At 71.7% G+C, this 12,074-nt stretch carries 11 protein-coding genes; 2 read left to right on the plus strand and 9 right to left on the minus strand.

Features of this window, described 5'->3' with window-relative positions; translation table 11 throughout:
* Positions 1 to 21: 21 nt before the first annotated feature.
* Genes M2163_RS36205 through M2163_RS36220 form a run of 4 tightly spaced genes read right to left on the minus strand, consistent with a single transcriptional unit; the run spans position 22 to position 4,192 of the window.
* Positions 22 to 624: an ATP/GTP-binding protein gene (locus tag M2163_RS36205; RefSeq protein WP_280848704.1), complete on the minus strand. Its 603-nt coding sequence runs from the start codon at positions 622 to 624 to the stop codon at positions 22 to 24.
* A complete protein-coding gene (locus M2163_RS36210) occupies positions 611 to 1,027 on the minus strand; it encodes a DUF742 domain-containing protein (protein ID WP_280848703.1) in 417 nt (138 codons plus the stop codon). The genes M2163_RS36205 and M2163_RS36210 overlap by 14 nt, the downstream gene beginning before the upstream one ends.
* A gap of 19 nt (positions 1,028 to 1,046) precedes the next feature.
* Positions 1,047 to 1,523 (minus strand): roadblock/LC7 domain-containing protein, encoded by a 477-nt coding sequence (locus M2163_RS36215; RefSeq protein WP_280848702.1) that lies wholly within the window; start codon positions 1,521 to 1,523, stop codon positions 1,047 to 1,049.
* On the minus strand, positions 1,520 to 4,192 hold the full coding sequence (locus M2163_RS36220) for a sensor histidine kinase (protein ID WP_280896083.1): 2,673 nt from the start codon (positions 4,190 to 4,192) through the stop codon (positions 1,520 to 1,522). Before M2163_RS36220 ends, M2163_RS36215 begins: the two co-directional genes overlap by 4 nt.
* A gap of 368 nt (positions 4,193 to 4,560) precedes the next feature.
* On the opposite strand from M2163_RS36220, the gene M2163_RS36225 reads away from it, so the two are divergent.
* The gene (locus tag M2163_RS36225; protein ID WP_280848700.1) at positions 4,561 to 5,526 is read left to right on the plus strand and encodes an ABC transporter substrate-binding protein; all 966 of its coding nucleotides are present in this window, start codon (positions 4,561 to 4,563) and stop codon (positions 5,524 to 5,526) included.
* Positions 5,527 to 5,625: 99 nt separating this feature from the next.
* Here the strand turns inward: M2163_RS36225 and M2163_RS36230 are convergent, their stop codons facing one another.
* The 5 genes from M2163_RS36230 to M2163_RS36250 form a co-directional block, all read right to left on the minus strand.
* Positions 5,626 to 6,219, minus strand: coding sequence for an ATP/GTP-binding protein (locus M2163_RS36230; protein WP_280848699.1), 594 nt, complete (start codon positions 6,217 to 6,219; stop codon positions 5,626 to 5,628).
* Positions 6,206 to 6,565, minus strand: a complete 360-nt coding sequence (locus M2163_RS36235) for a DUF742 domain-containing protein (protein WP_280848698.1) — start codon at positions 6,563 to 6,565, stop codon at positions 6,206 to 6,208. The genes M2163_RS36230 and M2163_RS36235 overlap by 14 nt, the downstream gene beginning before the upstream one ends.
* A gap of 1 nt (position 6,566) precedes the next feature.
* Complete coding sequence (locus M2163_RS36240; protein ID WP_030313681.1) at positions 6,567 to 6,989, minus strand: roadblock/LC7 domain-containing protein; 423 nt, start codon at positions 6,987 to 6,989, stop codon at positions 6,567 to 6,569.
* A 10-nt stretch (positions 6,990 to 6,999) separates the two neighbouring features.
* Positions 7,000 to 9,879, minus strand: coding sequence for a nitrate- and nitrite sensing domain-containing protein (locus tag M2163_RS36245; RefSeq protein ID WP_280896084.1), 2,880 nt, complete (start codon positions 9,877 to 9,879; stop codon positions 7,000 to 7,002).
* Between the two features lie 126 nt (positions 9,880 to 10,005).
* Positions 10,006 to 11,022: a substrate-binding domain-containing protein gene (locus M2163_RS36250; RefSeq protein WP_280896085.1), complete on the minus strand. Its 1,017-nt coding sequence runs from the start codon at positions 11,020 to 11,022 to the stop codon at positions 10,006 to 10,008.
* A gap of 274 nt (positions 11,023 to 11,296) precedes the next feature.
* Between M2163_RS36250 and M2163_RS36255 the strand changes: the two genes are divergently transcribed.
* Positions 11,297 to 12,028, plus strand: a complete 732-nt coding sequence (locus M2163_RS36255; protein WP_280848695.1) for a peptidase E — start codon at positions 11,297 to 11,299, stop codon at positions 12,026 to 12,028.
* Positions 12,029 to 12,074 lie beyond the last annotated feature (46 nt).

Below are 12,074 nucleotides of genomic sequence, written 5' to 3' on the forward strand. Positions count from 1 at the left end.
GAGCCGCCCCGGTCCTCGTCCTCAACCCCCCGTACGTTCCAGGGCTTGTTCCAGTACGACCAGCAGCGCGTCCCGCACCGAACCGCGTTCCCTCGCGTCGAAGACGATCACCGGGACGCGGTCGTTGACGTCGAGGGCCCAGCGGACCTCGTCCAGGGTGTGTTCGACCCTGCCGTCGAAGGCGTTGACGGCGACCGCGAACGGGATCTGCTTGTGCTCGAAGTAGTCCACCGCGGCGTAGCAGTCGTCCAGGCGGCGGGTGTCGACGATGACCAGGCCGCCGACCGCGCCCTCGACGATGTCGTCCCACATGAAGCCGAAGCGCTCCTGGCCCGGCGTGCCGAACAGGTACAGCTTCAGGGTCGGGTCGACCGTGATGCAGCCGAAGTCCATCGCGACCGTGGTGGTGGTCTTGCGCGGGGTGTGGCTGAGGTCGTCCACGCCCGCGGCGACCTCGGTGATGGCGGCCTCGGTGGTCAGCGGCTCGATCTCGGAGATCGAGCCGACCGCGGTGGTCTTGCCCACCCCGAAGCCGCCCGCGATCACCATCTTGACCGGCAGCGGCGGTCGTACGGCGGCGGAGGGCGCGGCCGAGGGCCGGGTGGCCGGTTCAGTCGGTGTCACGGAGTACCCCTCGGGAGTCGGGGATGGCACGCAGGCCGTCGATGAGCCTGCGCAGGACGGAGGCGTCGTGGGTGACGTCGGTGTCGGGCACGTGCACCGTCAACTGCCCCGCCGAGCGCAGGTCCTCGGCGAGGATCCGCACCACGTTCAGGTGCAGCCGCAGCCGGGCCGCGATCTCCGCGATGGACTGCGGAATGCGGCACGCGGCGACGATGTCGTGCTGTTCGAAGGCGAGCCGGTCGAGCACGGCGAGTCCCTCGGCGGTGGCCACCACCTGGGTCTCGACGGGCATCGTCCGGCCGGCCGGGTCGGGCGCCACCCGGCCGGCGGTGACGAGGAACGGCCGTACGGCGGGCACGGGACCGCCCGGCTCCGGGTCCGGAGGCGTGCTGCCGTCCGCCATGACTGCGCTTCCTCCTCGGTCAGCGCTTCGACGTGGCGCCGACGCTGTTCTTCAGTTCGAGCACGAGCTGGGGGCTGAGGGCGGCACCGGCACGGTTCGCGAACAGCGTCATCTCGTACGCGATGTTGCCGAGCTTGGCCTCCTTGTCGGTGACCACGCCGAGCACGGCGCCGCTGCCGATCGCCGAGACCAGGACATGGCCGCCCTCCAGGTCGATGATGACCTTGTTGAGGCCGCCCAGGCCGTAGTTGCCGGAGGCTCCGGCGGCCAGGCTCGTGATGCCGGAGACGATCGCGGCGAGGCGCTCGGAGTCCGCGTGCTCACGCAGCTCCGACACGGCGATGAGCAGCCCGTCCGAGGACACCGCGATGGCGTCGACGACGCCCGCGGTCTCCGTCGCGAAACGGTTCAGCAGCCAGGTGAAGTCGGCTGCGGCGGCCTGCAGGTCTGCGGGCGTGGTGCCTTCCGTAGGCGTGTCACCTGTGGGCGTGCTCACTGCTCCGCTCCTTCCGGGGAGTGGTTCTGATCGTGCGGGGGGTTGGATGCGGTCTGCTGCTGGGTCTGCACGTCGTCCCTGAGTACGGGTCTGGTGTGGCTGCCGGTCTCGCTGTCGCGTCGGGCGCGCTCCACGGCCGCCTCGAACTCGTCGAGCGCGTCACGCACGGCCTCCGCGTCGGCGGGCTGGAGGGGCGCGGTCCTCGGTACGGCGTCCGCACCCACGGTGGTACGCAGCGTGGCTCCGCGGACCCGGCGACGCAGCGGACGGGAGCCCTCGCCCGCGTCGCCGTTCCCGGGGGCCTCGGCGGTGCGGGCCGTCGGAATGAACGGGGCGGTGGGCGGGGCGGGTTCGGGGTCCGGAGCCGCGGGGGTCGCCGCGCGCTGCGGGACCCGGCGGGGGAGGGGCGTGTGCTCGCCGTCGGCGGAAGCGGTCACCGGGACGCCGGGCTCCTCGGCCGCGGTACCCCGGGTCGTCCGGTCCCGGGCCGCCTCCTGGCCGGAGTCGGGCCGTACGGCCGTAGGAGCTGTGGGCCGGACCTGGTCCGGGGTGGGTGTCGGGTCCGGGGCGGTGTCCGAGGCCCAGGCGGGTGCCGGGCGGGTTCCCGGGGCCGCCTTCGCGGCCGGGGCCGCGCCGGAGTCAGCCGTCGCCGCCGGGCCGCCGGAGGCGACCGCCACCGGGCTCATCGTCAGCAGGAGGGAGGAGGGGATGGTCACCTCGGCCGTCACGCCGCCTCCCGGGGTGCGGGAGAGGACCACGCCCACCTCCCAGCGGCGGGCCAGGGTGCCGACCACGAACAGGCCGAGCACCTTCGTCGGGACGAGGTCGAGGCGTTCACGGCGGATCAGGCGGGCGTTCTCCTCCGCCAGGCGCTCGGCGCTCATGCCGAGACCGTGGTCCGAGATCACGACCAGCGCGCCCTCGCGGCTGTCCTTGACGATCACCTCGACGGGGCTGCCGGCCGGCGAGAACGACACGGCGTTCTCGACGAGTTCGGCCACCATCAGGGTGAGGTCGCCGATGATGTCCGGCTCGACCATGACCTCCGTGCCGGCCTGGAGGGACACCCGCTGGAAGCCCTCGATCTGACCGAGCGCGGCACGGACCACGTTGGTGAGCGCGAGCGGCCCCGAGTCGAGGACCGTCTCGCGGATGCCGGCCAGCAGCATCAGACTGTCGGCGTTGCGGCGCAGACGGACCGCGATGTGGTCGATGCTGTAGAGGCGTTCCAGCAGGGCCGGATCGGTCTCGCCGCGCTCGACCGCGTCGATCAGGGCCAGCTGGCGGGTGGTGAGGTTGCTGACCCGGCGGCCCACGTTGCCGAACATCTCCGCGACGTTGCGGCGGCTGAGCACCTGGCGTTCCAGGAGCGCGACCGCGGTGGTCTGCACCTGGTTGAACACGTCGGCGAGGTTGCCGATCTCGTCCTTCGCGGTGACCGGCATCTCCTGGAGCCGCGGTGTCCCGGTGTCCTCGGTGTCGTCGTCGGCCACCCGGGCCAGCTCCCGGCCCGCCACCTCCGCGACCTGCCGGGCGGCACCGGTGAGCGCCTGCACCGGCCGCACCACCGAGCGCCGTACGGCGACCGAGAAGGCGAGCCACAGCACGAAGCCCAGCAGGGTCGACCCGAGCAGCCAGGCCGCGTTCGAGCGGGCGTTGCGGGAGGCGGTGTCGGCGCGGTCGGCGATCTGGTCGATGAGCGAGGTGGTGGTCTTCAGCCGGGTCCGGGCCTGGGCGCGGTAGTCCGGGTAGGAGTCCAGCGCCGTCTGGAAGGCCTCCTTGATCTCGGACTGGGTCTCCGCCTGGAGCGCGCCGGGGTCGATCTGCAGCTCGGCGTACTGCCGGGCGATGGCCGCCTGGGCCACGTTGTGCTCGATGTCGCCGAGTTCCTCGGCCTGCCCCGGTGTGGCGAACCTGCCGAAGCGTTCCACCTGGTGGGTGTACTCGTCGTAGGAGCCGATCGCGCCGATCAGCTCGATGAGGGCGTTGGAGTCACCGGTCGTCGCGGAGAAGACACCGGTCTCGAAGGAGCCGTGCGCGGCGTCGGCGCGCAGCAGCGAGTCGAGCAGGTTGCCGGTGAAGGTGGCCGCCAGGGCCGGGTTGCGGTCGAGCCCGAGCCCGTCGATGAGGCCCTTGGCGGCGTCGCTGTAGGCCGGGTCGATGTTGTCGGCGGGCAGGTAGGACCGCTCGATGGTGTTGCGCAGGTCCTCCAGGCCGTTGACCTCGCGAAGGGCCTGGGCCTCCTCCTGCGGCAGCCGGCCGCCGAAGACCTCCCGGACCTTCTCGACCTGGTTGTCCACGCGGATCTGCGCCTCGCGGTAGGCGGCCTGCGAGGGCGTGCCGCCGTCCCGGCTGGACTGGTGGCGTACGGAGAGCAGGACGGCCTGCTGGTGTTCGGCCTCCAACTGCCCGACGAGCTTGGCCACCTGGGCGCTGTCCCGCACGAGCTGCGCCGCGTCCGCGGCGTCCTGGGACTGGCCGACCTGGTCGGCGAAGAGATAGGCCAGCAGCACGGCGACCACCGCGAGGGGGACGCCCACCAGGATGTTCAGCTTGCGCCGGAAGGGCCAGCGCTCGGCGAAGTCCCGCAGCCCCCGGTCACCGCGTGCACCGTCCCGGTCCGGCGGCGGTGCCGACCGGGTGGACACGTCCACCTCGTTCGTGGACACCAGCCCTCCTTCGTGGGTGTCTCGGTCGGCGCGCCTGAGCACTTCTGACCGATTCTGATCGCTACGGGACGGTGCGTAGGGACACCTGAGTGGCTCCCGCACGCCTGTGTGACCGGCGCCAACTGCGGCGAGACTACAGCCTCTTCGGACAGCGCTTGTTGCCGCCCTGAGTCAAGAATCCGTTACAACCCGAGGCGCACCCCGCGTGCCGGTTTTGCTTCTCCTTCACAACCGACTACCAGTTGAGGCCAATTGTGACCAGGCCGCTCTTGACGCACCGAGAACGGGCTGGATTGGATCAGTGCCAGGGCTTCCCCGCACGAAGACCCTGAACCCCCTTGAATCCCCTGAGTTCCGGAACGGGAATAGTGACTTACACCGCCGCACACCGCAGGTCCCTCAGGAAGAACCCCGGCGTGGCCGCCGTCGCGCTCGCCGCCGCCACGGTGCTGCTGGCCGGGTGCGGGTCCTCCGACGACAACTCCGACCCGCTGAGCGAGGACACGGGCGGCGCCGCGAGCGGCGACACCGTCGTCGTCGGCTCCAACAACTTCGCCGAGAGCATCCTGCTCGCCGACATCTACGGCGAGGCCCTGAAGGCCAAGGGCATCAAGGTCACCTACAAGCCCAACATCGGCAGCCGCGAGACCACCTACGGCCTGCTGAAGAACGGCTCCATCACCGTCCTGCCCGAGTACAACGGCTCGTTGCTCGCCTACCTCGACAAGGACGCGGCGCAGGAGTCGGCGGAGGCCGTGGACGCCGCGGTCAAGGCGAAGCTCGACTCCAAGCTGACGCTGCTCGACTCGGCGCCGGCCGAGGACAAGGACTCCGTCTCGGTCAACGCGGACACCGCGAAGAAGTACGACCTGACGTCCTCGTCCACGCTCGCCGACCTCAAGGACATCGCCCCGGACCTGGTCATCGGCGGTTCGCCGGAGTTCCAGACCCGGCAGCAGGGTCTGCTCGGCCTCGAGTCCGAGTACGGCCTGAAGTTCAAGTCCTTCAAGGCCCTCGACGCGGGCGGTCCGCTGACCCAGGCGGCCCTGAAGAAGAACACCGTGCAGGCCGCGGACATCTTCACGACCGACCCCACCATCACCAAGGAGAAGTTCGTCGTCCTCCAGGACCCGAAGAACCTCTTCGGCTTCGCGAACGTGACCCCTCTGGTCTACAAGTCGGGTCTCACCCAGGAGGGCGTGGCCGCCCTGAACGCGGTCTCGGCCAAGCTGGACACGAAGGCCCTGCTCGACATGGACTCCCAGGTCCAGCTCGAGAACAAGGACCCGCTGGACGTGGCGAAGGCCTGGCTGAAGGCGAACGGCCTCGGCTGACGGTTCGACAGGACAGGACCACTTGGGCCCGGCGCGGAGCACGTTCCGCGCCGGGCCCCGGCACGGGTGGGAGGACCCGGGTCCGTCGAGCGGGAGTCGCTAGTCGACCGCCGCCGCGATCAGCAGGTCCAGCAGGGCGATCAGTACGTCCCGGGACGACTCGCGCCGGCGGGCGTCGCACAGCACCACCGGGACGTCCTCCGGGAGGGCGAGGGACTCCCTGATGTCCTCGGCGGGGTAGGGGTGCAGGCCGTCGAAGCCGTTCACGGCGACGACGAAGGGGATGCGCCGGCGTTCGAAGAAGTCCACGGCGGCGAAGCTCGACTCCGGGCGGCGGACGTCGATCAGCACGACCGCGCCCAGGGCGCCCACGGCGAGGTCGTTCCACATGAACCAGAACCGCTGCTGGCCGGGTGTGCCGAAGAGGTAGAGCACGAGCTCGTCGCTGATGGTGATCCGGCCGAAGTCCATGGCCACGGTGGTGGCCCGCTTCTCCTCGATGCCGGCCAGGTCGTCGACGCCCAGGCCCGCGACGGTGAGGGGTTCCTCCGTGCGCAGGGGGGTGATCTCGCTGACCGACCCCACCATCGTGGTCTTGCCGACCCCGAAGCCCCCGGCGATGAGGATCTTGACGGTGTCGGGTGCGGCGGGCGCACCGGCTGTCCCGGTGGCGAGCGTGTCAGAGCCGGCCAAGGCCTTCCCTCACTTTCTGCAACAGGTCCAGGTCCGGGGAGCGGGGCGAGACGGGACGCGGCGGGTGCGCGGTGATCAGACCCTCCTCCAGGAGGTCGCACAGCATGATCACGACCACGCTGACCGGGAGGTCGAGCAGCGCGGCCAGCTCCGCCACGGCGACCGGGCGGGCGCACCGGCGCAGGATGCGGGTCTGCTCGGCCTGCGGGCGCGGGGCCCCTTCCGGCGGCGGATCCACCGCGGTCACCGTCGTGATGAGGGTGAAGTCGGCGCGGCTGGGCCGGGTCCGTCCGCCGGTCAGGGCGAACGGTCGCACCAGCCGGCCCGGCGCGTCACTGTCGGTCACCTCACCCGCCGGTGGGGCCGATGCCGGCCCGTGGTGCCGCGCTGAGGTGCTCGCCGATCTTCTTCACCAGCATGTTCATCTGGTACGCCACCACGCCGACGTCGGCGTTCGGACCCGTCAGGACGACGAGGTGTGCACCGGGTCCCGCCGAGGTGAGGATCAGGAAACTGTTCGCCATCTCGATGAGCGCCTGGCGCACCGGGCCGCCCCGGAAGTCCATGCTGACGCCCTTGCTCAGGCTCATCAGACCGGACGCGGTCGCCGCCAGCCGTTCGGCGTCGTCGCGCAGGAAGCCGGTGGACTTGCTGACGACCAGTCCGTCCTCGGAGAGCACGACAGCCTGCGTCACGTCGGCGACCCGCTCCACGAGTCCGGTGAGCAGCTGGTCGAGCTGGGTGTGCGTGGCGGGGGTGGGGCGTGTCATGGCATGTCCTTCATGAGCGATCGGTGTGAGGAGTACGGGCGGCGACGGGCGGGTCCTGCGGAGCGTGGGTCCCGGCGGGGGCCGGGGTCCCCGGAGCGCCGGGCGGACCGTTCGTGTCGACGGTGCTCACTTCCTCGGGGGTGTCGAGCGGGTCGGTCCCGTGAGCGGTCGCTTCCTTCGGTACGGCATCGGGGGCGGGCCCCGCGGCCGGGTCCTGCGGGGTGTCGAGGAGGCCGTCCTCGTCCCGGGCGCGGAGCGTGCCGCGCTGGAATCCGGCGAGCGAGGAGGCCGCGTGGTCCGGCGTGAACTCGTCCGCGTCCTCCTCCTCGCGGGCGGCCGAGACGTCCTCGCGCAGTTCGACGGCCAGACTGGTCTGCGGCACCCGCCGGGGCAGGGGGGTGAGGCCGGCACGCGCCGCGGAGAGCGGGGCGTTGTCTTTCCGGCGTCCCGGGGGCGGGGTGGGGGTCGAGGTCGGGGAGCCCGCCGAGTGGGGGGTGGTTGCCGGGTGTGGGGAGGCCGCCGAGCGTGGGGTGCTGGTCGGATTCGGGGCGTCCGCCGAGCGTGGGGTGCTGGTCGGATTCGGGGCGTCCGCCGGGTCTGGGGCACCCGCCGGGCCGGGCGTAGCCGCCGTGTCCGGGGCGCCGGTCGGATTCGGGGCGTCGGCCGAGTCGGGGGTGACGGTCGAGGTCGGGGAGTCCGCCGTGCGTGGGGTGCTCGCCGGACGCGGGGTGTCAGCCGAGCCTTCGGCGTCCGTCGCGGAGTCGGTCGTGTGTGCCGGGTCGGGGGTGACGGTCGAGTCCCGGGTGTCCGCCGAGCTTGAGGCGTCCGCCGTCTGGGCCGGCGTGCTGGCCGGTGCTGTCGGGTCAGTCGGGTCCGTCGTACGTTCCGTCGCGGGCGAGGTCCCGGCCGTCACCCCGGTGGGCCGTGCCGCAGGCACCCCGCCCCGGTTCTCCGGCTCGTCCTGCTCCTCCCGTACGACGATCTCGTGCGGGATCAGGACGATCGCCGTCGTTCCGCCGTACGGCGAGGAGCGCAGGGTCACCTGGATGCCGTGGCGGTTGGCGAGGCGCGCGATGACGAACATGCCGAGGCGCAGATCGTCGGCGAGGGCGACCACGTCGAACTTGGGGGCCTCGGCCAGGTGGGCGTTGAAGGCCGCGTACTCGTCCTCCGACATGCCGAGGCCCCGGTCCTCCACCTCGACGGCGAGTCCCTTGGCGACCAGCCCGGCCCGTACCCCGACGGGACTCGGCGCGGGGGAGTACAGCGTGGCGTTCTCGATCAGTTCGGCCAGCAGGTGGATCACGTCCGCGACCGCGGGCGGGGCCAGGCAGACCTCCTCCTCGGTGCGCACCTCCACCCGCTGGTACTCGGCGACCTCACCGACCGCACTGCGCAGGATGTCGATCAGCGCGACCGGCTCGGTCCAGCTGCGCCGCGGCTGCCCGCCGCTGATGATGACCAGGTTCTCCTCGTACCGCCGCAACTGGCTGGCCGTGGAGTCCAGTTCGTACAGTCCCGCCAGGACGTCCGGGTCCTGGTGCTCGCGCTCCAGGGTGTCCAGTCGGCTGAGCTGGAGGTTGACCAGGTTCTGGCTCTGCCGGGCGATGCCGAGGATCACCTTCTGGAACCCCCGCCGGGTGTCGGCGAGTTCGACGGCGGTCGTCACGGCGGTCCGCTGAGCGGCGTTGAACGCCTGCGCCACCTGCCCCAGTTCGTCGGAGCCGTAGTCCAGTTCCGGTGCGGCCCGGTCCGCGTCGACCTTCTCGCCCCGGTCCAGCCGCGCGACCACGTCCGGCAGCCGTTCCTGGGCCAGGCCCAGGGTGGCCTCCCGCAGGCCCCGCAGCCGCCGGGACAGCGAACGGGTGATCCGCCAGGACATGACGAGGCAGATCAGCAGCGCGATCAGTCCGGCGGCACTGAGCCAGGCCGCCGTCAGGAGCTGTTCGTGCGCCTTGTCCGCGCTCCGGGTCAGCAGTCCCGAGGTCTGCTGCCGGATCAGGTCGGTGTAGCGGACGGACACCTTCGCCATCGCGGCCGTCCACCGCTCGCCCGCGTCCGGCAGGGCCACCCGTCCCGTGCCGGCGACCGGCCGCGCGGCGAGGACCTGGTCCTCGACCGCCGTGAGGGTCCGCCAGTCCGCGCTCCCCAGGATCCGCTCGGTCTGCGTCTTCGCGTCGCCGCTCAGGGCGGGCACGATCTGGTCCTCGACGAGCCACCGGCGGGTGTTCACCAGCTGGACGAAGTGCTCCCAGGCCTTCTCGTCGAGGTGCCCGGACGGCCAGGCCAGGGTGAGCGCCACGTCCTCCTGGGAGGTCAGCTCCGCCGCGTGTTCGATCGCGACGAGCGGCCCCGCCTGCGAGGTGAGGTCGCCGTCGTCGACCTGCGAGAGCTGCTGGAAGGCGTGGATCTGGTCGTCGATGATCGACGTGTACTGGTCGAGGGCCTGCTCGGCGGTGATGTCGGTGGGGTGGTCCACCTGGTCGCGGTAGTACTCCAGGCTGCCCACCGAGCCGAGCACCGAGTACAGCTGGTCGGCGATGCGCGGGGGCGCCTGCTGGATCTCCTCGGACCGCTGCACGAGCTTGGCGACCGCCGCGTCCGTGGCCGCCCGCTTCTCGTCCAGGGCGGCCGGGGATCCGGGCACCTTGGCCAGCCACGCGGCGGACACCGCGCGTTCCCCCTGGAGCGCGAGCGTGGTCTCGGTGCCCATCGCGCCGGTCGACCTGCTCAGCTCGGTCTGCGAGCGCAGCCGCAGGCCCTCCGAGAACAGCTGTGTGGTCGTCACGCCCCACATCGCGGCGAGCGTGACGCTCGGCACCAGCGCCAGCATGATGAGGGAGAGACGTATGGAGCCGAGGCGGCGCCGGGCGCCTGTCCGGTCGGGCATGGTCGTCCTTGGGCGGTCAGGGGGAGTGGTCGTCTTCCTGCGGTCGGTTCCGGTGGTGCTCACAAGGCTCACGGCGTTCCCATTGCTCACGGGGCTCACAGCGCTCCCATTGCTGACGCCGGAGGCTCAGCGCGTGCCGGAGGCGGCGAACCTCGCGACCGCGGCGACGTTCGTCCGGGTGACGAAGGCGGGCCCGGTGAGCACGGGAGCCACCCCGCCCCCGCTGATGTTGCCGTTGGTCCGGTACAGCCACAGGGCGTCCACGGCGAGGTAGCCCTGCAGATACGGCTGCTGGTCCACCGCGAACTGCACCTTCCCGGCGCGGATCGCCGGCACCAGGTCGTTGTTGAGGTCGAAGGTGGCGATGCGGGCCCTGCTGCCGGCGGCCTTCACCGACTCCACGGCGTCCAGCGCGAACTGCGCGCCCAGCGTGACGACCTCGTCGATGTCGGAGTCCTGCCGCAGTCTGGCCGTGAGGACGGTGTCGACGGCCTCGGGGTCGGTGCCCTCGACGTACACGTTCTCGGTCTCGCCGCCGAAGGTCTTCTTCACACCGGCGCAGCGCGCCTCCAGGGCGACGTTGCCCCGCTCGTGGATCACGCACAGCGCGTGCTTGGCCTTCAGGCCGTTGAGCTTGTCCCCGACGGCCGCGCCGGCCACGATCTCGTCCTGGCCGAAGTACTCAAGGAGCCCCTGCGACTTCCAGGCGTCGATACCGGAGTTGAGGCCCAACACCGGGATGCCGGCCGCCCGTGCCGCGGCCACCGGGGCCTTCATCGCGGCAGGTTTGGCCAGGGTCAGCGCGATGCCGTCGACCCGGTCGCCGATCGCGTCGCGCACCAGCCGGGCCTGTCCCGCCGGATCGGAGTCGTTGGCGTACGTCAGCTCGACACCGTCCTTCGCGGCCGCGGCCTCGGCGCCCTTGCGCACGCGTTCCCAGAAGGCGTCCCCCTCGCCGCCGTGGGTGATCAGGGCGATCTTCAGCCCTGCGGCGTCCGCGCCCTCCGCCCCGCCCGCGCCGAGCCGGGAGTCGCCGCCGGCACCGGAGCAGCCGGCGAGCAGCAGCAGGACGACGGAGGTGAGGGCGGCCGTGCGCAGGGATCTGGTTCTGAGGGAAGTCCGAGGTGGGGGAAGAGTGTTCATGGGGTGCGGCACCTCGCTGTGCGGCCTGGCAGGCGGAACGTGAAAGTGTGGCCGGAACGCGGGCGCGTCGGCCGATTGAACTTTCACTGGCCAGGAGCCAACCGCGTGTGACCGCCGGTAGTCAAGTGATCAGCCCCTTGTAGTGACTTCTCGGTTCCGCATCGTAATGATCTTCATCGGGGTGCGGCGGCCGGGTCTCCTCGCACGCGTGCGTGCCGCTGTCCCGCCCCCGTCCGCGCCGCACGCCTGAACCGCCGCTGACTAGGATCACGGGATGGCCGCAGAACCGACGATCGTCGCCACCTCCGGAGGACACCGCACCGGCGGGCGCACCATGGTGTCGTTCCACGCGCTGGTGCACCACGCCGTGGACCTCTCGGGCGCCCACGGCCGCAGGCCGCGCGTGATGTACGTCGGCACGGCCATCGGGGACGCCGAACACTTCACGGCACGGATGCACGAGGCGGCACGGACGGCCGGCTTCGACCTCACGCCGCTCCAGCTGTTCCCCATGCCCAACCTGGACGACGTCGAGGGCACCGTCCTGGAGCAGGACGTGGTGTGGGTCATGGGCGGCTCGGTGGCCAACCTGCTGGCCGTGTGGCGGGTGCACGGCCTCGACCGGATCATGCGCAGGGCCTGGGAGTCCGGCGTGGTGCTCAGCGGGGTCAGCGCGGGCTCCCTGTGCTGGTTCCAGGGCGGCACCACCGACTCGTACGGCCCCGAACTCCGCCCGCTCACCGACGCGTTGGGCTTCCTGCCGTACGGCAACGGGGTGCACTACGACAGCGACCCGGGCCGCCGCCCCCTGGTCCACCGGCTGGTCGCGGACGGCACTCTGCCGACCACCCACTGCACGGACGACGGCGTCGGGCTGGTCTACCGCGGCACCGAACTCGTCGAGGCCGTCACCGAGGTGGCGGGCAGGAGCGCCTACGTCGTCACGCGCGAGGGCGACGGGACGGTCGAGGAACGCGTCGAACCGCGCAGGCTGCCCGGCGTGTGACGGGCGTGCCCGCGCGGTCCGTGCCCCGGGAGGGGAGGGCGGATGC

It is taken from the genome of Streptomyces sp. SAI-135, from assembly GCF_029893805.1.
Lineage (GTDB): Bacteria > Actinomycetota > Actinomycetes > Streptomycetales > Streptomycetaceae > Streptomyces.